The organism is Devosia chinhatensis (assembly GCF_000969445.1).
Taxonomy (GTDB): Bacteria; Pseudomonadota; Alphaproteobacteria; order Rhizobiales; family Devosiaceae; genus Devosia; species Devosia chinhatensis.
Genome location: NZ_JZEY01000054.1, coordinates 2035263 through 2055478, shown reverse-complemented (window position 1 = coordinate 2055478; position 20216 = coordinate 2035263). Strand labels below are relative to the sequence as shown.

Genomic DNA, 20216 nt, shown 5'->3' with positions numbered 1-20216 from the left:
TAGCGCGGGGCCCTCACGGGCCCCGTTTTCGTTAGCAGACTGTTCACTTCGAGCGCTGCGTCAGGGCCACTCCGGCTAAAATCAGCGCAACGCCGAGCGCGCTGGCCCAAAATGTCATCGGGGCGCCGCGCACCAGATCGAAAAGCACCCCCGACACCATCTGGCCACCAATGACCAGCAGCGCGGAATTGACCGCGCCGATGCGCGGGATGAGCCAGGAGCCGGCCGTGACGAAAACGACCCCGAGCGGACCGCCCAGATAGACCCACCAGGGCGCATCGCCCGCGCCGGGCAGGATGAGATTGCCCAGGACGAGGCCAAGGAGGGTGAGGAAGAGAAAGCCGACGATGTGGTTGAAGAAGGAGGCGACCAGCGGGGTGGTGGACATGGCCAGACGGCCATTGAGCTGGCGGCTGAGGCCGACCAGGGCGCCGGCGACGATGGCATAGGTGACAAAGAGCATCATGGCTAACTTCCCATGCCCACGAAGATGATGAGCAGGCTGCCGGCGGTGATGAGGATGACGGCGCCGGCATCACGCAGGGTGAGCCGCCGACGCGGCAAGCCGAACAGGCCCCATTGGTCGGCGGCGAGGCTGAAGACCACCTGACCGGCCAGACCCAGCGACAGCGTGCCGGCCAGCGCCAGGGGCGTGTTGACGGCGGTGGAGGTCAGCATGACGGTGGCGGCGCCGGAAATGCCGCCGAGATAGGCCCAGAGCGGGGCGCGGTTGGCAAGGGCGGTCACGGCCGGGCGGTCGCGGAACCAGAGGAGCGCCAGCACCAGGATGCAGGCAATGGTGCCGGTGCCATGGGCCAGCCACGAGGAATAGAGGGCGCCGCCATAGCGGCCGGCCTCGGCATTGATATAGACCGCGAAGGTGAGAAGGCCGCCGGAGGCAAAGGCGGCGAGCAGATGCAGCGGCCGGGGGCGCTGCGGGGAAAATGAAGACATGGCAATCGACTCGGGCATGAACGGGCCGAGCCTAGCATGGCTGCCGCGGCGATGCTGCCGGATCAGTCCAGTCCGTCGGGATGGAAATGGCCGGTGATATTGCCCAGCGTCCAGTCGAGGGCGTTTTCGGCCCAGGCGAGCGCGGCGGGGAGCCCCTGGGCGCGCGCGAAGCGAATGCGGCCGGCCTGGCGGGCGGGCAGGCACGCGGCAACGAGCGCCGGCGTGCAGCTGGGGTGATCATAGGCGGAGACGAAGAGAACAAGGCGGCGCCGCTGGTGCTGCGGGCTCCAGACCGGTTCGCCAAGGCCGAGCCACATCCATGCCGAATAGGTCAGGTCCCAGAGACGGGTGCCGGGGGCGGCGGTATCGAAGTCGATCATGCCCGAGGGCAGGCCGTCGAGGCAGGTCGTATTGGCCGGGGTCCAGTCATTGTGGCAGAGGATTTCGGCTCCGGCCGCGCGCACGGGTGGAAAATCGAGGGTGGCATCGTGATAGGCGCGCAGGAGGCGGGCCGCCGCGACAAGCTGGGCGTCGCTGAAATCGTCCTTGTCGTAAAAGACCTCGCCGGGCAGGTAGGTCAGTATTTCCCGACCCTCTTCGTCATGGCCGAGAAAGCGCGGCGCGCCGGCAAAACCTTTTGCAGCCAGATGCGCAAAGAGCGCGTGCTGCAGGCTCATGTCGCGTTTCGTGGCGCGGCGCACGGTGTCGCCAATGCGCACGACGCTGTTGACCTGGCCGCCGGGCAGGGGATGTTCACGCTCCGTCATGGGAGCATTACGCCGGAGATAACGGGTCTTGGCAAGAGCGGGGGCAGGTAGCGACCCCGTTGCGGTCAGTCAGGCTCGACATTCAGCATCTCGAAAGCTGCCGTTGGTCGGGCGCTAGGCGAATGCCTTTGGCGATCTCCAATATTTCGGGCGTTTCCGACTTAAGCGTCATCCAGCACGAAAGTGCCGGCCATTCTTTGCGGATTTGCTCGTTGCAGCCGAGCATCGGGATACCTCTGTTTGAGCACATCGCGAACGAGATCAAAGGTGTCGCTAGATGCCTTAGCTCCCAAAATCACCGAGCTAACGCTTTCAGCTGGGAAGGAACGCAGGTGGATCTTGTCGACGCCAACATCAATGGACTTTTCGATCTGTTTCATCGAGCAATTAATCCGCCATTCCCGTTCGTATGACCAATCGGTGGCTTTTGAAGAAAGCGCTGCCTGGAGGTCATCGAACAGCTCGTTGTTTTGTTCGTCGAGATATTTGATCTTCTGCAGTTTCGATTTGCTGGGGTCGCTGTCACTTTTGAACCAAGGATGGTTCGTATCAAACGCTATCACTAGGCCTGTGTGATTTCCTGCGTAGTGCGCCCACATCGTGGCAATATCCCAGCGCTCTGAAAGAGAGAAGCACAGGAGAATTGAACCAATCTCCATAAGGAACTCCTCCGGTGACTTGACTGCGTCAAGACCGCCGGAAAATGAGCCTACCAACATTCCCAAATGGGATTTCATCAACTCTTTTACCGACATTCCGAAGCGCTGCTCGAGCACTTGTCGGACGAGGGCCGTTGGAAGTTTCACTCCGGCCTTCGCCAAATTTTCTTGAATTTGCTGGTCGACGTATTCGGGGGTGAGCGCTTCTGACGCTGCCCTCATTATCAATTCATTGAGTTTGGGTCCGGCAAAACGCCTGAACGTTTTTCGGACCTCGAACGAGTCATTTGTGTCTAAAAGGTGAGTGAAGCGCACCATCCCTGCATCAAGAACGTCGGAGACACGGTCCGCCACCAGATACTTATAGAGTACCGCTGGCGGATTCTCTGACATCTTGAAGTCTTCGGGAGTGAACGGATGCGGGGATGTTGGATGCATGCTAGCCATTTTTTCTCGGAGGGAATCGGCGCATTCCGCCTACTATCGCAGGGCGCCTGATGATACGCCATCCAGCCGAGCGTGGACTTCCACTAAGAGCCGTTTGCAGATTATGGGAAAGAGCGGCAACGAAACCCGACCCAAGTGGACTGGGTCTTTTGTGTAATCCAGTAGCCCACACGCAGGTGATGGCGTCTGCCCTATTTGATACCGCAACCTCAGTACCCGGAGAGCATCATGGGAACCGATATGAAGTCCAGGCCGTGGTTGCTTGACAATTGGGAGCGCGTTCTCTTCGCGGCTGTCGGGTTAGCGTTCCTCACCATCAGCTTCTACTTGATCTTGCGGGCAAGGATCCCAGAAGGCTCCGCCGTTTTCGGCTTGGCTTTCCTGAGCTTCATCTATGCCAATGTCGCGAGGTTCAAACGCTTCAAGGGCTTGGGTTTCGAGGCCGAACTTTGGGAGGACAAGCAAAGGGAAGCTGCCGGCCTAATCGAACGCCTGCGTGACGTCGTTTCCATCTACACGCGGGAAGTGGTTCTCGGGAAGGTACAGGCCGGCCGTTTTGCCAGAGGTGTGGATTGGGCAAGCAACTGGAAACTGTTCGATGATCTGGTAAGCAAGCACAACGAATTGGGCCAGAAAGTCGACCTGACGGATGTGAAAAAGGTCATGGACGATTACTTTCTGTTCGACATGGCGATGCCGGAAATTAACAATCTCAGGCTAGCCGCCGAAAAAGGAAAGACAGCTGCTCGCGCGAAAATAGACGCGGAGTTCGGAAGTCCCATCCGCGATAACGAAGGTTACAGCGCACGCTTCGCTCAGTTTCGTCAGATTCCGCCGAATATTGAAGATCCGTTTCTGATTTCGACGCGAGAGGACCTTGCCGCCTACGCATTGAAGCAGTGGAAACAAACGAAGCTTCACCTCAAAACGGATTTCGATGTGGAAGCGGAGGTCGATGTCGGGACGATCAATCGCCTGCGGGCAATCTCAGAGCTGTATCAATCTCGTCCAGTCAAGGTGACCGAGGAACTGATCAGCTGGGCAAATAGGGAATAGAAACTGCTTCTGACTGCCCTATCAGCAGGTGGCCATGATAGATGTGGCCCCGTCCTCCCACATTGTTGCTAACACCAAAAAGCCCAAGAAGCGATCAACGTCTGCATTTTGGGTCGGACAGGCCATTTACGGACAGTCCGCAACCCACCCCAGAGCAGCGCTCCGCTCCATGTGCTCACTGGGCGGTGAGCCTTGAGCTCATATTCGGCTGCGGTGAAGCATGTCCCCCATCCTTGACGGCACCCCTATAAATCGATAAACCTCGAAATATGGAATCTTCACAGGCGATCGATGTGTTTGCGGCGCTGTCGCAGGGGACGCGGCTTGAGGTGTTTCGGCTGCTGATGGAGCACGAGCCCGAGGGGCTGGCTGCGGGCGAAATTGCGCGGCGGCTGGAGGTGCCCCAGAACACCATGTCTTCGCATCTGGCCATCCTGACGCGGGCCGGACTGGTCGAGAGCGAGCGGCACAGCCGGTCGATCGTCTACCGCGCGGTGATCGAGCGGGTGCGCGAAATCACGAGCTTTCTCGTGCAGGATTGCTGCGGCGGCCGTCCGGACCTGTGCGTGCCGCTCGTCGCCGAATTCACGCCCTGCTGCACTGCAAAGGAAACGCGCCATGCCTGACCGCGTCTACAATGTTCTGTTTCTCTGCACCGGAAATTCTGCCCGTTCCATCCTGGGGGAGGCGATCCTCAACCATGTCGGCCAGGGGCGGTTCCGCGCCTATTCGGCCGGGTCCACGCCCAAGGGATCAGTGCATCCGATGACCCTCGACGCGCTGGCCAAGGTCGGCATCTCGACCGCGGGCCTGCGGTCCAAGCCCTGGGACGAGTTCGCCGTGCCCGGCGCGCCGAAAATGGATTTCATCTTCACCGTTTGCGACAATGCTGCCGGGGAGGCCTGTCCGGTCTGGCCCGGGCAGCCGATGACGGCGCATTGGGGCATCGAAGACCCCGCGGCAGTCGACGGGCCGGACTTCCAGCAGCGTGCCGCCTTCGACGATGCGCTGCGTTATCTGCGCAACCGGATCGGCGCGTTCATCAACCTGCCGCTGGCCAGCATCGACCGCATGGCGCTCAATTCCCGGCTCGAGGGCATTGGCGCCATGGACGGCACGACGACCCGATCTTCCAGGGTCGCCTGAAAGACTTTCCCGCCGCCCCCTTTCCCGCAGACACAGACGGTCCATCACCATGCCAGCCTCACCGGCGCCTGCGCGCCTGTCGTTCCTCGATCGCTACCTCACGCTCTGGATTTTCGCGGCCATGGCGTTGGGCGTGGTGCTGGGATCGGTCGTTCCCGGCCTGCCGGATGCGCTCAATTCCATGTCGGTGGGGTCGACCAATATTCCCATCGCCATCGGCCTCATCCTGATGATGTATCCGCCGCTGGCCAAGGTGAAATACGAGGCCCTGCACGAAGTGTTTTCCGACAGGAAAGTGCTGGCCCTGTCGCTCGTACAGAACTGGATCATCGGGCCGGTGCTGATGTTCCTCCTGGCCGTGATCTTCCTGCGCGATCACCCCGAATACATGACCGGGCTGATCCTGATCGGGCTGGCGCGCTGCATCGCCATGGTGCTGGTGTGGAACAAGCTGGCCGGCGGATCGAACCAATATGTCGCCGGGCTCGTGGCCTTCAACTCGATCTTCCAGATCCTGTTCTTTTCCACCTATGCCTGGCTGTTCCTGGCGGTGCTGCCGCCGCTGTTCGGGCTGGACGGGAGCGTCATCGATGTCGGCTTCTGGACCATTACCGAGGCGGTGCTGATCTATCTGGGCGTGCCGTTTCTGGCCGGGTTCCTCACGCGGCGCGTGCTGATCCGCAGCAAGGGCAACCAATGGTATGAAGAGACATTCCTGCCCAGGATCAGCCCGATCACGCTTCTGGCGCTGCTGTTCACCATCATCGCCATGTTCAGCCTCAAGGGGGGCGACATCGTGCGGCTGCCGTTCGATGCGCTGCTCATTGCGGTGCCGCTGACCCTCTATTTCCTGATCCAGTTCACCGTGAGCTTTTTCATGGGCAAGTGGATCGCCAGGGATTACCCGCGCTCGACGGCCATCGCCTTTACGGCGGCAGGCAACAATTTCGAACTGGCGATTGCCGTTGCCATCGCGACGTTCGGGCTGGCCTCGCCGGTCGCCTTCGCCGCCGTCATCGGGCCGCTGGTCGAGGTGCCGGTGCTGGTGCTGCTGGTGCACCTGGCCCTCTGGCTCGGGCGCAGGCATTTCCCGGCCAGGAGCGCGACCCCTCAGCATCAGACAATCGGAACTCAGCCATGACCGTCACCATCTATCACAATCCCGAATGCGGCACCTCGCGCAACACGCTGGCCATGATCCGGCAATCCGGGGTCGAGCCCATCGTGGTCGAGTATCTCAAGACCCCGCCGAGCCGCGCGCGTATCCGCGACCTCGTATCCGCCGCAGGCCTGTCGCTGCGCGATGCCCTGCGCCAGAAGGACACCCCGTTCGAGGCGCTCGGACTAGCCGACCCGGCCAAGACCGATGAAGAGCTGCTCGATGCCATCGAAGCCCATCCGGTGCTGCTCAACCGGCCGCTGGTGGAGACGCCGATCGGCACGCGCCTGTGCCGGCCTTCGGAGCTGGTGCTCGACATTCTGGAAAACCCCGATATCGGGCCGTTCACGAAAGAGGATGGCGAAGTGATCATCGACAGCGAAGGCAAGCGGGTTGTCTGACCTGCCCAATATCGTCGGGGGCGCCTTCGAGATACCGGACCTCGCCCGTCTCACCGGTCCGGCGCCGACGCACAGGCCCCGCATCCTCATGCTCTATGGCTCGCTGCGGGAGCGCTCCTACAGCCGGTTCCTGACCTTGGAGGCGCAGCGTTTGCTCGAGGCGTTCGGTGCGGAGGTTCGCATCTTCCATGCCAATGGGCTGCCCCTGCCCAATGATGCGCCCGACAGCCACCCCAAGGTGCAGGAACTGCGCGAGGCCATGCTGTGGTCGGAAGGCCAGGTCTGGACATCGCCCGAGCGACATGGTGCGATGAGCGCGGTGATGAAGTCGCAGATCGACTGGATACCGCTTCCCGGGGGCGCCATCCGGCCGACCCAGGGTCGGACACTGGCCGTGATGCAGGTCTCAGGGGGATCGCAATCGTTCAATGCGGTCAATCAGATGCGTATTTTGGGACGCTGGATGCGCATGGTCACCATCCCCAACCAATCCTCTGTCGCCAAAGCCTACCAAGAATTCGACGAGGCGGGGCGCATGAAGCCATCTTCCTATTACGACAGGGTCGTGGACGTCATGGAAGAGCTGGTGAAATTCACCCTGATCAATCGCGGCATTGCCGGCTATCTCACCTCCCGCTACAGCGAGCGGAAGGAAGCAGCGGCCAGGGCGGCGCAATAAATCGGCCCAGCGCGCCGACCTTTTGCCCGCCGGCTCATCGCCCTCAATTCTGATCGATGAGCCGGGCAATGCCGCGTCGCGCGTCACGGGCCAGATTTCCGAGATCGAGCCCTGGTATGATGCCGTCCACCACGATGTCGGCGCCGGCGATGACGAGCCGGCGCATCTGCGCCGATCCGGCGCTGACGACCGGCCCGATCAGGGGATCGTGCAGGCCGGCATAGCGGGGCTGGGAGAGATCGAAGACGGCAATGTCGGCGGCCATGCTGGGCTCGAGACTGCCCGTATCCTCAAAGCCGAGCATGCGCGCGCCATTGACGCTGGACCAGGAGACCACGTCTTCGACGCGCACCGCGTCTGGCCGGCCGCCGGTGCGGTGCAGGTGCCAGGCGCTGTGCATTTCCGAGATCATGTCGGCGGCTTCGTTGGAGGCCGCGCCATCGACGCCGATGGTCACCCGGCCGCCCAGGGCCGCAAGTTTCGGCGCCGGGGCAATGCCCGAGCCCAGGCGTGCATTGGATTGGGGGCAATGGGCCATGCCGGTGCCGGTCTCGACCAGCAGGTTCAGTTCCGCATCGTCGACATGGACGAGATGGGCAAACCAGACATCGTCGCCCACAAAGTCGTTCTGCGCGGCATAGTGGACCGGGCGCAGGCCCCGCGTCTGAAGGCAATGAGCGACGTCTCCGGGCGCTTCGGACAGATGGCTGTGCAGGCGCAGGCCCAAGGCGCGACCCTCGCGCGAGAGGTCCCTGATGTCCTGTGGTTCGACCGACCAGATGAGATTGGTCGGGGCGAGCACGACCTTGCGCATGCTGCCCGGGCCCGATTGGTGGAAGCGCTGGGCCAGAGCGGCAATGGTGTCCAAGGTCTGGGCGATGGTTTCGGCCGGCACGCCCACGGCGCCCTGGGCCGAGAGCCGGCTGGGGCGTGTGGCGCTGCCCCGGCAGAGCACAAAGCGAAGCCCGAGACTGGCGGCGATTTCGAAGAGGATTTCGGACGGATCGTAACCGAGATCCGGCGAATAGATATAGTGGTGGTCGGCAATGGTGGTGGCGCCCGAGAGCAGCAATTCGACCATGCCGATGGTAGCGGCGAGGCGAAAGGTGGCCTCGTCGAGCTTGCGCCAATAGCGATAGGGCACTTCCACCAGCCATTCGGTCACCGGCAGGTCGATGGCAGCGGGTATGGCCTTGAGCATGCTCTGGGCGAGATGGTGATGCGTATTGACGAGGCCCGGATAGATGACGCATCCGCTGGCATCGATGATGGTATCACCGGGCGCGGCGACCACGTCCCCGACATGGGTGATGATGCCGGCTTCATAGCGGATTGCCCCTTTGGCGCGCGGCGCCTCGCGTCGTCCGGTAAAGAGACCTTCCGCCCCTTCGATGATCGTGCCCATGCCAGTTGCCTTTGCGCGCAAGAAGGGGGCGGCAGGAGGCCGCCCCACCTGAAGACCTATTCGCCCCTGGCGATGTCGAAGTCGACCGCAGCCATCGGGTCGAGCGTGTCGGGGGCGACGTCCTTCTGCTTGGCGACCCATTCCCAGGTCGTCGTCACGCGAGCCGGATCGAACACCCCCAGACCTGCGGCCTCGGTGCTCTCGTTGAAGACCAGTGGCAGCGTGGCGTTGGCCATGGCCAGGGTGACATCGAGATCGATCTCCGGAATGGCGTCCTTGACGGCTGCGGCCCCAGCTGCCGGGTCGGCCCTCAGCATCTCCTCGGCCTTGCGCAGGGCGCGGGTGAAGCGGATCACCACATCACGATTGTCGGCGAGGAATTGCGCATTGGCAAAGATGGAGGCCGAATAGCCGTCGAGGCCATAATCGGCCCAGGGAATGACCACCTGTTCCTTGCCGGCTTCTTCAAGAATGGCAGCGGTTCCCGGCGCGTTGGTCACATACTGGATGATGGCATCGACCTGGCCGGTGGTGAGCATGGCGGGCAGGGCATTGGCATCGGCCTGCGTGGTGTTGACCTGGGCGGGGTCGACACCATTGTCCGAGAGCAGGAAGGGCCAGGGGCCATTCGAGGACGTGAAGGGCGAGGTGCCCACGGTCTTGCCGGCAACATCCTCAATGCCCGCAATGCCGCTATCGGCGGTGGTCAGCAGGCCATCGGGAGCACGCGTATAGACCGGCATGACGGCAATGACCGGAACCTCGGCCTCGACCTTTGCGGAGAGCAGGGCGTCGAGCCCGCCTTCGCCCAGATCGGCCGCGCCGGTTGCAATCTTGGTGATGGCGTCGGACGAGCCACGCCCGGCAATGAGGGTAACATCCAGATCTTCGGCGGCGAACAGGCCCTGCTGCTGCGCCAGGTAATAGGCAGCGCGATCGCCGCCCGGAAGCCAGGAGAACTGGAACCGCACGACATCGGCGGCCAGCGTGGACGACGTTGCCAACAGGCTGGCGAGGAGAGCGGTCGAGACGAGAGAAATGCGCATTGTGACCCTTTCGACGGGGATGGGGATGAGCCGTTCGCGGTGGACGCCGTTTGCTGCGACGGCGCTATCAGGCCATGCAGGGCTGCATCGGAAAAGCGTTGAATTCCGCCACGTGTGCTGCAAAAAAGAGAACGCCGAACAGGAGTGTTCCACGTTGCATGCCCGCATCCTGCGCTATCTCGACGAGGTCGTGCGCACCGGCTCGATCCGCAAGGCGGCGGCTCGCCTGGGGGTGGCGTCGTCCTCGATCAGCCGGCAGATCACCGATCTCGAGGGGGAGCTGGGCAGCCCCGTGTTCGAGCGCATGCCGGGCAAGATGCGGCTGACGGCAGCCGGGGAAATGCTGATCAGCCATATCCGCCAGACCCTCAAGGATCATGAACGCCTGATGGCGCGCATCGGCCAGATGCAGCATCCCGGTGGCGGTCTGGTTCGGCTCGCAACGCAGAATGGGCCGATCAGCGGCCTCGTTCCGCGGCTGGCGCTGGACTTTTCGGAACGGTTCCCGGCCGTGCGGTTCTCGATCAATGCGCTGACCGGCCCAGCCCTCATGGCCGCGATCAAATCCGGCGAGGCCGATATCGGGCTGGGCTACAATCTGCCCAACGACGCCCGGGTCAAGGTCTTGCACCGGGTCGAGGCGCGACTGGGTGCTGTCATGCATCCCAGCCATCCCCTGGCCCGCAAGGCCAGCCTTCGACTGGCCGAATGCGCGCAGTATCCGATCATCCTGGCCGATGCGAGCCTGTCGCTGCGCCAGGTGATTGACGACGCCGCGCTGCGCATTCGCACGGTTCTGCACTCGACGGTTGACACCAATTCCACCGATCTGATGAAGGGTTTTCTGGACGACGGGGAATCGCTGACCTTCCTGTCCGAGCCGGACGTGCTGGACGATGTGCGGGCCGGCCGGCTGATCTACCTGCCGTTGCTCGACAAGAGCCTGACCGTGCAGACCCTGTCCCTCGTGCAGCGCGAAAATGCCGTGCCGGACTTTTCAGCAGCGCTTTTCGCCGAGGAAATCATGCGGGCGATGACAAGCCTGCCGGGTCGCGCGGCCCGGGAATGATCTGGCGCAGCTTGAGCTGAAGCCGATCCATGAACAAGGCCGCCGAGGGGTTTTCGCTGCCGCCAGGCCGTTCCACGAGAAGCAGGGGATTGGGGGTGAGCCGGTCCCTGAGCGGAATATAGACGAGGCTTCCACTTTCCACCTCGCTGTCGATATCGGGCGGCGAAAGAAAGGTGACGGCCCGCCCTTCGACCACGAGGTGCTTCATCATCTGCACCGAATTGGTCTCGAACGGGGCAGGCAGGTCGACGCCCACCTTGCGGCAGGCCTCATCGACGATTGCGCGGATGGTGAGCATGGAATCGGCGTGCACCAGCATTTCGCCGGCAAGGTCGGAGAGGCGGAGCTGCGCGCGGTCGGCCAGTTTGTGGCCGGGGGCAGCCACGACGCCAAGCTGAGCCCTGAAGGTTTCGACGACGCGCAGACTGGGTGAAGGCGCCAGATTATAGCCCAGCCCGAAGCTGACCTCGCCATCGGCAACGGCGCTGACGATCTCGGGCGCCAGAAGGCTTTTCACCTCGAAGCGGACACCGGGAAAGCTGCGCACGAAGTTCCGGCACAAGTGCGGGAGCAGGCCGCTGGCAAGCCCGTTCATCGTGCCGATGCGTATCGTACCGCGCCCGACCCCGCCCAGCTCGGCAATGCGAAAGCGGGCGCGATCATGGTCGCGCAGCGTCTGGCGGATGTGGTTGATGAGGATTTCGCCGGCGGCCGTCAGCCGCAGGCGGCGCGGCAGCCGCTCGAACAGCGGCGTGCCCAGTTCGGCCTCCAGCTCGATGATCTGCCGGTTGATCGAACTGGACGCGACGTTGAGCTTTTCGGCGGCGCGGCGGATGGACCCCGAGCGCACCACTTCGTCCAGATAACGCAGCAGGCGGGAATGCAGCATGGTGGGCGAGGTCCTTATCGCCTGCACCTTGCCGCGCTGCGGTTGCAAACTCAAGCGCTCAGCGCCGCGGCAAGGACCAGGCCGCGAATCGATGCTGGACGAGATCGACCAGCTTGAAAAAGGCCAGGCTCAGCAGAACCAAGACGACGAGGCCGGAAAAGGCCGCCGGGATGCGGAAGTTGGATGTTGAGAAGGTGATGTAATAGCCCAAGCCGCGGTCTGCCGCCACGAACTCGGCCACCACCGCACCGATCAAGGCCAGGGTGGTGCAGATGCGCAGCGCGGAAAACAGGTGGGGCAGCGCATAGGGCAGGCGGATCTGCCACATCTCGCGGCTGCGCCCCGCCCGCAGAGAACGGGACAGTTCGATCAGTTCGGGCGGCGTGGCCATGAGACCGGTGGTGGTGGACACGACGATGGGAAAGAAGGTGATGAGAAAGGTGATCATCACCCGCGGCAGGTCGCCCGAGCCCATGGTGACCACGATGATGGGCGCGACCGCCACGATGGGCATGGACTGGATCACGATGAGAAAGGGATAAAGCGTTCTCGACAAGGTCCGCGATGTGGCCAGGCCGATCGCCAGCGGCACCGAGACCAGAATGGCGATGGCGTATCCCAAAAGGGCGACCCGCACCGTCGCCCAGATATGGCCCGCCCAGAGGCCGGCATCGAGCCCGAACAGCGCTGAGACGATCATGCTGGGCGCGGGCAGAAGAAAGGTCGGCACCTGGAAAAGCCTGGTTCCGCCCTCCCACAGAACAAGCAGCACGACAAAGGCCAGGACGGGCAGGCCGGCATCGACAAGGCGCAAAAGGCGCTGCCGGATGGGACGGCTGGGCAGGTCAGTCATTGCAAGGGCCATGGGTCATGCCACCATCGGGCGGGTGAAAAGCTGTTCGCGAATATGGTTCGCCAGCTCGGAGAAGCGGGGCTCGGAAAAGCTCTGCATGGTGCGCGGGCGCGGCAGGTCGACATCGATCACCTCGCGGACCCGGCCGGGGCGCGATGACATCACCACGATCCGGTCCGCCAGCAGCACGGCTTCGGGGATGGAATGGGTGATGAAGATCACGGTCTTGGGTCGCTCCTGCCAGATGCGCAGCAGCTCGAAGCTCATTTCGTCCCGGGTCAGCGCATCGAGCGCGGAAAAGGGTTCGTCCATGAGCAGGATATCGGGGTCGAGCAGCAGGGCGCGGGCGATGGCGACGCGCTGCTGCATGCCGCCCGAAAGCGTTTCGGGCAGGCGCGCGGCAAATTCGGTGAGGCCCATCATGGCCAGCAAGGCGTCGGCGCGGGTGCGATCCTCGGCGGTGACACGACCGTATTTGTGGCGCATGGGAAAGGTGACGTTGTCGCGAACAGTATACCAGGGCAGCAGGGTCGGTTTCTGAAACACCATGCCGATTTCGTCGCGCGGTTCGCTCACCGTGCGTCCATAGATCGAGACGGTGCCGCTGGTGGGCAGCAAAAGGCCCGCGATCTGCCGCAAGAGCGTGGATTTGCCACAGCCCGAGGGGCCGAGAACGGCCAGGAATTCATTCTTGCGAATGTCGATGTCGAGGCCCGAGAGAGCGGTGACACCCGCGCCGGACGGGTCGGCAAACGTCTGGCTGACGCCATCGAAACGAATAATGGATGGAAGTTCCGGCATTAAGGCCTCCGGGTTGACGGGTGAAGCCTAGCCCCTGGGATCGGCGCAACAAGCGTCAATATTCGTCCCGGGCGTTGCGTTTTACGCAACGTATCGCTGTTGCCCGAAAGGCAACGCCTGGCGCTGAATTTGACGCTGGATGCGCAGCGCACATCGGGTTCAGTGTGGGCCTGTCGGTTCGGCAGATCGCCGTGAACCAACGCTGAAAGGACCGAAATCCCATGCGGATGGACCTTCTCAATGCTTCCGAAGCCGGAAAATCCCTCTGTGCGCGTGACTGCGCCACATGCGCCCTGCGGCCCTGCCAGTCGCCAGCGCCCGCGGAGAAGGATGCCGGATCGGCCAAAGCCAAAGGCTCGCACTAGCCTATGGCGCCTTCGGAGTAGAAGCAGTCAGACGCCCCAGGCGTCCGGTCATTGCTCCAGCACATACATTTCCAATGGAGACAATCATGACAGCACAGGCAGCGGCAGCCGAATATGGCTTGGCCGAACTTAACAAGGAAAAGGGCATTGGCGGTGTCGGCACCGTCATGCATCGCGACGTTCCGCAGATCGACATGAGCGATTTCGACAATCGCAAGGGCGAGATCGCCGACCAGCTCTGGGATGCGGCCACCCGGATCGGGTTTTTCCAGCTGATCAATCACGGCATTCCGCAAAGCCAGATCGATGCCGCCTTCGACATGACGGCAAAATTCTTCGATCTGCCCGAAGAGACCAAGGCGCAATACCCGCTGGGCAAGGGCACCAATGCCGGATGGGAATACAAGGCGCAGGTGCGCCCCTCGACCGGCACGGCCGACAACAAGGAATCCTACCAGATCACCACGCCGCGCATGGCGGGCCTGTGGCCAAGGGGTTCCGAACTGGCCGGGTTCAAGGCTACGATGCTGGCGTTCGAGCGGGCCAATTGGGCCTTGGGGATGCAGGTTCTCTCCTGTTTTGCCATGAAGCTCGGTTTCGAACCGGACTTCTTTACCGATGCCCATGACCCGCTGTCGCCCGAATATCAGAGCACGCTTCGGCTCATCCATTATCTGCCCATGGAAAATGCCAAACCCGACGACTTCAAGGGTTGGCGCGCCGGTGCGCATACCGATTTCGATTGCCTGACCCTGCTGCACCAGCGTGTCGGCCAAGGCGGATTGCAGCTTTGCCCGGGCAAGGAATCGGACGGGGAACTGGCCTGGACCGACGTGGAGCCCAAGGCTGGGGTGGTCACCTGCAATATCGGCGACATGCTGATGCGCTGGAGCGACGACCAGCTTCTGTCCACGCTGCACCGGGTGCGCATGCCGGCCGCGCATGAATATCTGGGGCCGCGCTATTCGCTGCCCTTCTTCTGCCAGGCCAACAAGGATGCGATCATCAAGGGGCCGGGCGGCAAGTACGAGCCGATCACGGCCCATGATTACCTGCAGCAGCGCATCGCTGCCAACCGCCTCTGAGAGCGCTAGTCGCCGGTGTCCGGGCTTTCTGCCCCGGGCCCCGGCAGATCAAGCGCGACCTCGAAGCCGCCAGCGATTACCCGCCCCCCGTCGAAAACCGGTTCCTCGCTCATGGTGGCCACTATCCGGGGGTCAGTGGCGACAGTCTTGACGGCCCGGTCGCGTATCTCTCGGCTTGGCCACTCGATCACCGAAACCACCACGGTCTCCGCGGCATCGGCTCCGGCCAGCCTTTTCATGTTGGGAAGGCTGGCCGGGGCATAATCGTCCATCGCATCGGCTGCATGGAAATCGGCGTCGTCGCTCGCCTCCTCGGACTGCCAGCAATCGAGCACACGCAGCGCGCCATGCTCCCGGTAGATCTCGGCGATGCGGGCGGAGAATGCGAGATAGGCTGCCTTGCGCTCGGTGCGCACCGGCACAATCGTAATGTCATGAAAGGGCATTATGTGTCTCGATCGTGTACGCGCCGAAGGATGGATCATTGCGGCGCCCATGGCAATTCATAGCCGGCGGGGGCAGGCCATCCCAATCCCGTGCTTGCATCGAAAGCGACCATGCGGCTAACGCTGGGGCGACCCACCAATCCATGGCTGGTCCGCTAAGACATGAAGGCAGACGGATGCAGGACCGTGACTATCCCACCCTGAGCGAGGCTATTCGCATCTGGGCCCGCATCGGCCTTCTCAGCTTTGGCGGCCCTGCCGGGCAGATTGCGCTCATGCATCGCATTCTCGTCGAAGAACAGCGCTGGCTGGGGGAGAAGCGGTTCCTCCATGCGCTCAATTTCTGCATGCTGCTGCCCGGTCCGGAGGCGATGCAGCTGGCCGTCTATATCGGCTGGCTGATGCATCGCACGCTTGGCGGGCTGATCGCCGGTGTGCTGTTCGTGCTGCCCGGCATGGTCGCGATCATGGGGTTAAGCTGGATCTATGCGCTTTACGGCGATGTCGGCCCGATCGAGGCGCTGTTCTTCGGGCTCAAGGCGGCTGTGCTGGCCATCGTCGTCCAAGCAGTGATCCGCATCGGGTCGCGGGCGCTGAAAAACACCGCGATGATGGGGATCGCCGCTGCTTCCTTCGTCGCGATCTTCGTTTTCGGCGTGCCGTTCCCGCTAATCATCCTGGCTGCCGGGCTGATCGGGTTTATCGGGGCGCGTCAGGGCCTGCCCGCCTTCCAGGGTGGTGGTGGCCACGGCAAGGTCGGGCAGGCAGAGGTCGATGACGCCGACACGCTGCTTGGCGAAGAATCGCCCGAGCACACCCAGGTCAATCGAGGCTGGGCCTTCCGGATCTCGGCCGTTTTTCTGATCTTCTGGCTGGCCCCTGTGGCCCTGCTGTTCGCGCTGTTCGGACCGGCCAATGTCTTCGCGCAGATTGCCGGATTTTTCAGCGTCATGGCCGTGGTGACATTCGGAGGCGCCTATGCCGTGCTGGCCTATGTCGCCCAGGAAGCAGTGCAGAATTTCGGCTGGCTGGCGCCGGGTGAGATGCTCGACGGGCTGGGCATGGCCGAGACCACGCCGGGTCCCTTGATCATGGTCACCCAATTCGTCGGCTTCATGGGCGCCTTTCGCGATGCGAACGGGCTCTCGCCCCTGGTGGCGGGCACATTGGGCGGGCTTTTGACCACCTGGGTCACGTTCATGCCCTGTTTCCTGTGGATTTTCCTCGGCGCGCCCTTCATCGAGCGGCTGCGCGACAATCAGGTATTGTCGGCGGCTTTGACGGCCATCACCGCAGCCGTGGTTGGCGTCATCCTCAATCTTGCCGTCTGGTTCGGCCTGCATGTGATCTTTGCTGAGGTCCGCACGATTGGCGGCTTCGGGCTCGATCTCGACGTGCCGGTCTTCACGTCGATCAATCCGGCAGCGGCGGCCTTGGCGCTCGCCGCGATTGTCGCTGTCTTTCGCTTCAAGCTCGGCCCGGTCAAAGTGCTGGCCGGCTGCGCTATCGCCGGCCTCGCCTTGCACGTTGCGGGCCTGGCCTAAACGCGGTTCAGCATATCTCGGCCTTGGATGGCGGAACCCGGTGAATTCCCTGCGTTCTAGGCTCTTTGCACGGTCGGAGCGCTGCGAATGAAACCGAGGATCGCCTGGGAGAGCGTGGGGATTTCGGCGGGGGTGATTTCGTGCCCGACCTTTTCGAGCACGGTCAGTCTTGCGTTGGGGATCAGCTCGTGAGTCTTTTTCGCTGCGGCGACCGAGATGAGCGGATCGCCCGCGCCATGGATGACCAAGGTCGGCCGGGTGATGTCGGCGGCGTGGAGGCCCGGGTCGATCTTGCCTTCCAGCATGGCGTGATTGAAGGCGCTCTGGATGGCGGATGTATGGTCCAGCTCGCGGCCGATGCGCTCAAGCGCCGCATGCCGGTCAAAGGGGCGATCGGGGGCGGCACTCAGCTCGGCAATGCGCAGCAGGAATTGGGTGACATCTTCGCGACGGCTCCAGTCGAGCGTGGCCATGCCGGAGAAATGCTCCATGATCTCAGGCGGCATGCCCTCGCCATCATAGGCGCTGTTCAGCGGCTCGCCGGCAAAGACGGTGAGGGTCGCGACGCGGCCGGGATGCTGGAGGGTGACGATCTGCGCCACCAGACCGCCCAAAGACATGCCCACGAGATGGACGGACGAGACCGCATAGGCGTCGAGAATGGCGATGACGTCCTCGACCAGGTCGGGGAGGTCGTAGGGTGGGGTTCCCGGAGGGAAAAGGGTGGAGCGGCCCGTGTCGCGGTGGTCGAAGACGATAACCTGGTAGCCGGCACCGGCCAGCGCGTCGATCAGGGCGATTGGCCACCAGGCCGAGGAGGCGGTGGCGCCCATGGCCAAGAGGATAGTGCCGCGCAGCGGCTGACCCCATGCCTGCGTGTAGAGCTGCGCATTCGGTCTTTGGACGTATTTTTCGATCATTGCCGGGAGCGCTCCAAGGAAAGACGAACAGGGTGCCGGAGGCACGGGCTCAAGTCATTACGGTTTGGCGCAACTTTGGGGCAGTTCGGCGGCAAGTGGTCCCAGACGATCTAGGCTGTCTGGGCGAAGCGTTCGTCGAAGGCGTAGCCGGCACCGCGGACGGTTCGGATCGGGTCGACCTCCTTGCCGCGATTGATCGCGCGGCGGAGGCGGCCGATATGCACGTCGACAGTGCGCTCGTCGACATAGACGTCATTGCCCCAGACGCCATCGAGCAATTGCTCGCGCGAATAGACGCGGCCGGGATGGCGCATGAGATATTCGAGCAGACGGTATTCGGTGGGGCCGAGATGGACGTCGCGGCTGGCGCGGCGCACGCGGTGAGTGGTGCGGTCGAGTTCGAGATCGCCGACCTTGAGGGCGGCGGTGACGAGGTTGGGGTTGGCGCGGCGCAGGAGGGACTGGATGCGCGCCAGCAGCTCGGGGACGGAGAAGGGCTTGACCATGTAGTCGTCGGCGCCGGTGGTGAGGCCGCGCACGCGCTCTTCTTCCTCGCCACGAGCGGTCAGCATGATGATCGGCACGTGGCTGGTTTCCTCGCGGGCGCGCAGGCGGCGGCAGAGCTCGATGCCGGAAATTTCGGGCAGCATCCAGTCGAGCAGGATCAGGTCGGGGAGTTTTTCGGCAATGGCATGGGTGGCTTCGTCGCCGGTTTCGGCGGTAACGACGCGAAAGCCCTCCGCTTCGAGATTGTAGCGGAGAAGGAGGGCGATGTCGGCTTCGTCTTCGACGATGAGGATGGTCGCGGGCATATGGGCGTGCTCCGTCGGTCGGCGCCGTAGGCGTGCCGTGTATGTGGTTATTTCCCGCCATTCGAGCCTTGTTCCCTCAATTCTTTCCACTGGAGAGAATTGCCTTGCGGGACGTTCCAAGCTCTTATGGCCTTAGCGGCCTGAAAGGCTCCACTGGAGCCTTTCGTCTGCTGCGCGGACCGCCCGCTAAGCCTTGATCTGCGTGCGGCGCAATTGCTGTTCCTCGCTGGTCAGCTGCTTGCCCGTGGCCAGGTAATAGGCGCGTTCGGCGATGTTGGTCGCGTGGTCGCCGATGCGCTCGAGATTCTTGGCGCAGAAGAGCAGATGGGTGCAGGTGGTGATGTTGCGCGGATCTTCGAGCATGTAGGTGAGCAGCTCGCGGAAGAGAGAGGTGTGCATGGCATCGACCTCGTCATCGCGGTTGCACACGTCGACGGAGGCGGCCGCCTCGCGGTTGCCATAGGCGTCGAGGCTGTCCTTGACCTGCCGCAGCACCAGGGCGGTCATGTTCTTGACGCCATTATAGAAGGTGGGCTGCAGGCTGATGCCTTCGAGCTTGAGCGAGCGCCGGGCCAGCTGCTTGGCCATGTCGCCGATGCGCTCGAGGTCATTGGCCACGTGGATGGCGGTGATGATCGACCGCAGGTCGGACGCCATGGGCTGGCGGCGGGCGATCATGGAGACGGCCATCTCGTCGATCCGGCGCTGCATGTCGTCGATGCGCTGATCGGCAATGATGGTGACATCGGCCAGCTCGCGATCGAGCTTGAGCAAGGCGCGGGTGCCGTTCTCGATGGCGACCTCGACCTGGCCGCCCATTTCGGCAATGGCCTGGGCGAGGGCGAGCAGCTCTTCATTGTAGGACGTGACGATGTGTTCGGCGCCGGTATTTGGCATGTTCTGATCCTCTCCCGCGCTTAGCCGATGCGGCCCATGATGTAGTCCTGGGTCTGTTTGTTCACCGGGTTGGTGAAGATTTCCTCGGTGTCGCCTTTTTCGATGAGGTTGCCGAGGTGGAAGAAGGCGGTCTTCTGGCTGACGCGGGCGGCCTGCTGCATTGAGTGGGTGACGATGACGATGGTGTAATTGGTGCGCAGCTCGTCGATCAGCTCTTCAATAATGGCGGTGGCGATGGGGTCGAGCGCCGAGCAGGGCTCGTCCATGAGAATGACTTCGGGGCCGACTGCGATGGCGCGGGCAATGCAAAGACGCTGCTGCTGGCCGCCGGAAAGGCCGGTGCCGGGTTCGGTCAGGCGATCCTTGACCTCTTCGAAGAGGCCGGCCTTGCGCAGCGAGGACACGACGATCTCGTCGAGATCGGTCTTGTTTCTGGCCAGACCGTGGATGCGCGGGCCATAGGCGACGTTGTCGTAGATGGACTTGGGGAAGGGGTTTGGTTTCTGGAACACCATGCCGACGCGGGCGCGCAGTTCGACCACGTCGAGATCGTTGGCGTAGATATCCTGGCCGTCGAGCTCGATCTTGCCGCCGACCTTGGCGCCCTCGATCGTGTCGTTCATGCGGTTGATGCAGCGCAGGAAGGTCGACTTGCCGCAGCCCGAGGGTCCGATAAAGGCGGTGACGGCGCGGTCGGGAATGTCGATCGAGATGCCATGCAGGGCCTGCTTGGCGCCGTAGTGCACGGTGACGTCGCGGGCGGTGAGGCGGATATTGGGCTCGATCATGTCCATGGGGTCCAGATTGGCGCTCAGG

General features: G+C 63.0%; 23 protein-coding genes. 9 read left to right on the top strand and 14 right to left on the bottom strand.

Annotated elements, in window-relative coordinates; translation table 11 throughout:
- Positions 1 to 43: 43 nt before the first annotated feature.
- The 4 genes from VE26_RS09920 to VE26_RS09905 all read right to left on the bottom strand — a co-directional run bounded on the left by VE26_RS09920 (position 44) and on the right by VE26_RS09905 (position 2827).
- Complete coding sequence (locus tag VE26_RS09920; RefSeq protein WP_046104776.1) at positions 44 to 466, bottom strand: DMT family transporter; 423 nt, start codon at positions 464 to 466, stop codon at positions 44 to 46.
- A gap of 2 nt (positions 467 to 468) precedes the next feature.
- Complete coding sequence (locus tag VE26_RS09915) at positions 469 to 954, bottom strand: DMT family transporter (protein ID WP_046105230.1); 486 nt, start codon at positions 952 to 954, stop codon at positions 469 to 471.
- 62 nt (positions 955 to 1016) lie between these two features.
- The gene (locus tag VE26_RS09910) at positions 1017 to 1721 is read right to left on the bottom strand and encodes a phosphotransferase (RefSeq protein WP_052715798.1); all 705 of its coding nucleotides are present in this window, start codon (positions 1719 to 1721) and stop codon (positions 1017 to 1019) included.
- Between the two features lie 161 nt (positions 1722 to 1882).
- On the bottom strand, positions 1883 to 2827 hold the full coding sequence (locus VE26_RS09905) for a DUF2971 domain-containing protein (RefSeq protein WP_084620211.1): 945 nt from the start codon (positions 2825 to 2827) through the stop codon (positions 1883 to 1885).
- 228 nt (positions 2828 to 3055) lie between these two features.
- On the opposite strand from VE26_RS09905, the gene VE26_RS09900 reads away from it, so the two are divergent.
- The 6 genes from VE26_RS09900 to arsH all read left to right on the top strand — a co-directional run bounded on the left by VE26_RS09900 (position 3056) and on the right by arsH (position 7268).
- Entirely contained in the window at positions 3056 to 3883 is an 828-nt protein-coding gene (locus VE26_RS09900; protein ID WP_052715797.1) for a hypothetical protein, read from the top strand.
- Positions 3884 to 4152: 269 nt separating this feature from the next.
- On the top strand, positions 4153 to 4509 hold the full coding sequence (locus VE26_RS09895) for an ArsR/SmtB family transcription factor (RefSeq protein ID WP_046104774.1): 357 nt from the start codon (positions 4153 to 4155) through the stop codon (positions 4507 to 4509).
- Complete coding sequence (locus VE26_RS09890) at positions 4502 to 5029, top strand: arsenate reductase ArsC (RefSeq protein WP_046104773.1); 528 nt, start codon at positions 4502 to 4504, stop codon at positions 5027 to 5029. The genes VE26_RS09895 and VE26_RS09890 overlap by 8 nt, the downstream gene beginning before the upstream one ends.
- A 49-nt stretch (positions 5030 to 5078) precedes the next feature.
- Positions 5079 to 6170 (top strand): ACR3 family arsenite efflux transporter, encoded by a 1092-nt coding sequence (gene arsB, locus VE26_RS09885; protein WP_046104772.1) that lies wholly within the window; start codon positions 5079 to 5081, stop codon positions 6168 to 6170.
- A complete protein-coding gene (gene arsC, locus VE26_RS09880; protein ID WP_046104771.1) occupies positions 6167 to 6589 on the top strand; it encodes an arsenate reductase (glutaredoxin) in 423 nt (140 codons plus the stop codon). Before arsB ends, arsC begins: the two co-directional genes overlap by 4 nt.
- The gene (gene arsH, locus VE26_RS09875) at positions 6582 to 7268 is read left to right on the top strand and encodes an arsenical resistance protein ArsH (RefSeq protein ID WP_046104770.1); all 687 of its coding nucleotides are present in this window, start codon (positions 6582 to 6584) and stop codon (positions 7266 to 7268) included. The genes arsC and arsH overlap by 8 nt, the downstream gene beginning before the upstream one ends.
- 43 nt (positions 7269 to 7311) lie before the next feature.
- Here arsH and VE26_RS09870 read toward each other — a convergent pair whose 3' ends face one another.
- The gene (locus VE26_RS09870) at positions 7312 to 8673 is read right to left on the bottom strand and encodes an amidohydrolase family protein (protein ID WP_046104769.1); all 1362 of its coding nucleotides are present in this window, start codon (positions 8671 to 8673) and stop codon (positions 7312 to 7314) included.
- 56 nt (positions 8674 to 8729) lie between these two features.
- Positions 8730 to 9719: an ABC transporter substrate-binding protein gene (locus VE26_RS09865; RefSeq protein ID WP_046104768.1), complete on the bottom strand. Its 990-nt coding sequence runs from the start codon at positions 9717 to 9719 to the stop codon at positions 8730 to 8732.
- 154 nt (positions 9720 to 9873) lie between these two features.
- On the opposite strand from VE26_RS09865, the gene VE26_RS09860 reads away from it, so the two are divergent.
- Positions 9874 to 10788, top strand: a complete 915-nt coding sequence (locus VE26_RS09860; protein ID WP_046104767.1) for a LysR family transcriptional regulator — start codon at positions 9874 to 9876, stop codon at positions 10786 to 10788.
- Here the strand turns inward: VE26_RS09860 and VE26_RS09855 are convergent.
- From VE26_RS09855 to VE26_RS09845, 3 genes are read right to left on the bottom strand one after another with little or no spacing between them, the layout of a single operon-like run.
- Entirely contained in the window at positions 10742 to 11677 is a 936-nt protein-coding gene (locus VE26_RS09855) for a LysR family transcriptional regulator (RefSeq protein WP_160297827.1), read from the bottom strand. The genes VE26_RS09860 and VE26_RS09855 overlap by 47 nt on opposite strands.
- Positions 11678 to 11735: 58 nt before the next feature.
- On the bottom strand, positions 11736 to 12542 hold the full coding sequence (locus VE26_RS09850; protein WP_244465652.1) for an ABC transporter permease: 807 nt from the start codon (positions 12540 to 12542) through the stop codon (positions 11736 to 11738).
- A 3-nt stretch (positions 12543 to 12545) separates the two neighbouring features.
- Positions 12546 to 13331, bottom strand: coding sequence for an ABC transporter ATP-binding protein (locus tag VE26_RS09845; RefSeq protein WP_046104766.1), 786 nt, complete (start codon positions 13329 to 13331; stop codon positions 12546 to 12548).
- A 451-nt stretch (positions 13332 to 13782) separates the two neighbouring features.
- Between VE26_RS09845 and VE26_RS09840 the strand changes: the two genes are divergently transcribed.
- Entirely contained in the window at positions 13783 to 14781 is a 999-nt protein-coding gene (locus tag VE26_RS09840; protein ID WP_046105225.1) for an isopenicillin N synthase family dioxygenase, read from the top strand.
- 5 nt (positions 14782 to 14786) lie between these two features.
- Here VE26_RS09840 and VE26_RS09835 read toward each other — a convergent pair whose 3' ends face one another.
- Positions 14787 to 15227: a DUF1428 domain-containing protein gene (locus VE26_RS09835; RefSeq protein WP_046104765.1), complete on the bottom strand. Its 441-nt coding sequence runs from the start codon at positions 15225 to 15227 to the stop codon at positions 14787 to 14789.
- Between the two features lie 143 nt (positions 15228 to 15370).
- Here VE26_RS09835 and chrA point away from each other — a divergent pair, with 143 nt between their 5' ends.
- The gene (gene chrA, locus VE26_RS09830; protein ID WP_425283841.1) at positions 15371 to 16771 is read left to right on the top strand and encodes a chromate efflux transporter; all 1401 of its coding nucleotides are present in this window, start codon (positions 15371 to 15373) and stop codon (positions 16769 to 16771) included.
- A 56-nt stretch (positions 16772 to 16827) separates the two neighbouring features.
- Here the strand turns inward: chrA and VE26_RS09825 are convergent, their stop codons facing one another.
- The 4 genes from VE26_RS09825 to pstB all read right to left on the bottom strand — a co-directional run bounded on the left by VE26_RS09825 (position 16828) and on the right by pstB (position 20194).
- On the bottom strand, positions 16828 to 17691 hold the full coding sequence (locus VE26_RS09825) for an alpha/beta fold hydrolase (protein WP_046104763.1): 864 nt from the start codon (positions 17689 to 17691) through the stop codon (positions 16828 to 16830).
- Between the two features lie 110 nt (positions 17692 to 17801).
- Positions 17802 to 18503 carry a phosphate regulon transcriptional regulator PhoB gene (gene phoB, locus VE26_RS09820; protein ID WP_046104762.1) on the bottom strand — a complete coding sequence of 234 codons (702 nt, stop codon included), beginning with the start codon at positions 18501 to 18503 and terminating at the stop codon, positions 17802 to 17804.
- A gap of 186 nt (positions 18504 to 18689) precedes the next feature.
- Positions 18690 to 19400 (bottom strand): phosphate signaling complex protein PhoU, encoded by a 711-nt coding sequence (gene phoU / locus VE26_RS09815; RefSeq protein ID WP_046104761.1) that lies wholly within the window; start codon positions 19398 to 19400, stop codon positions 18690 to 18692.
- Positions 19401 to 19420: 20 nt separating this feature from the next.
- Positions 19421 to 20194, bottom strand: a complete 774-nt coding sequence (gene pstB, locus VE26_RS09810; protein ID WP_244465679.1) for a phosphate ABC transporter ATP-binding protein PstB — start codon at positions 20192 to 20194, stop codon at positions 19421 to 19423.
- Positions 20195 to 20216: the final 22 nt, after the last annotated feature.

Excerpts from the sequence above, each read along its gene's own strand:
- chrA (WP_425283841.1), top strand. The coding sequence starts at position 15,371 with ATGGCTGGTCCGCTAAGACATGAAGGCAGACGGATGCAGGACCGTGAC.
- VE26_RS09910 (WP_052715798.1), bottom strand. The coding sequence starts at position 1,721 with ATGACGGAGCGTGAACATCCCCTGCCCGGCGGCCAGGTCAACAGCGTC.
- arsC (WP_046104771.1), top strand. The coding sequence starts at position 6,167 with ATGACCGTCACCATCTATCACAATCCCGAATGCGGCACCTCGCGCAAC.
- VE26_RS09850 (WP_244465652.1), bottom strand. The coding sequence starts at position 12,542 with ATGGCCCTTGCAATGACTGACCTGCCCAGCCGTCCCATCCGGCAGCGC.
- VE26_RS09895 (WP_046104774.1), top strand. The coding sequence starts at position 4,153 with ATGGAATCTTCACAGGCGATCGATGTGTTTGCGGCGCTGTCGCAGGGG.
- phoB (WP_046104762.1), bottom strand. The coding sequence starts at position 18,503 with ATGCCCGCGACCATCCTCATCGTCGAAGACGAAGCCGACATCGCCCTC.
- VE26_RS09865 (WP_046104768.1), bottom strand. The coding sequence starts at position 9,719 with ATGCGCATTTCTCTCGTCTCGACCGCTCTCCTCGCCAGCCTGTTGGCA.
- phoU (WP_046104761.1), bottom strand. The coding sequence starts at position 19,400 with ATGCCAAATACCGGCGCCGAACACATCGTCACGTCCTACAATGAAGAG.
- VE26_RS09890 (WP_046104773.1), top strand. The coding sequence starts at position 4,502 with ATGCCTGACCGCGTCTACAATGTTCTGTTTCTCTGCACCGGAAATTCT.
- VE26_RS09835 (WP_046104765.1), bottom strand. The coding sequence starts at position 15,227 with ATGCCCTTTCATGACATTACGATTGTGCCGGTGCGCACCGAGCGCAAG.
- VE26_RS09920 (WP_046104776.1), bottom strand. The coding sequence starts at position 466 with ATGATGCTCTTTGTCACCTATGCCATCGTCGCCGGCGCCCTGGTCGGC.
- arsB (WP_046104772.1), top strand. The coding sequence starts at position 5,079 with ATGCCAGCCTCACCGGCGCCTGCGCGCCTGTCGTTCCTCGATCGCTAC.
- pstB (WP_244465679.1), bottom strand. The coding sequence starts at position 20,194 with ATGGACATGATCGAGCCCAATATCCGCCTCACCGCCCGCGACGTCACC.
- VE26_RS09840 (WP_046105225.1), top strand. The coding sequence starts at position 13,783 with ATGACAGCACAGGCAGCGGCAGCCGAATATGGCTTGGCCGAACTTAAC.
- VE26_RS09905 (WP_084620211.1), bottom strand. The coding sequence starts at position 2,827 with ATGGCTAGCATGCATCCAACATCCCCGCATCCGTTCACTCCCGAAGAC.
- VE26_RS09845 (WP_046104766.1), bottom strand. The coding sequence starts at position 13,331 with ATGCCGGAACTTCCATCCATTATTCGTTTCGATGGCGTCAGCCAGACG.
- VE26_RS09870 (WP_046104769.1), bottom strand. The coding sequence starts at position 8,673 with ATGGGCACGATCATCGAAGGGGCGGAAGGTCTCTTTACCGGACGACGC.
- VE26_RS09855 (WP_160297827.1), bottom strand. The coding sequence starts at position 11,677 with ATGCTGCATTCCCGCCTGCTGCGTTATCTGGACGAAGTGGTGCGCTCG.
- VE26_RS09825 (WP_046104763.1), bottom strand. The coding sequence starts at position 17,691 with ATGATCGAAAAATACGTCCAAAGACCGAATGCGCAGCTCTACACGCAG.
- VE26_RS09915 (WP_046105230.1), bottom strand. The coding sequence starts at position 954 with ATGTCTTCATTTTCCCCGCAGCGCCCCCGGCCGCTGCATCTGCTCGCC.
- VE26_RS09900 (WP_052715797.1), top strand. The coding sequence starts at position 3,056 with ATGGGAACCGATATGAAGTCCAGGCCGTGGTTGCTTGACAATTGGGAG.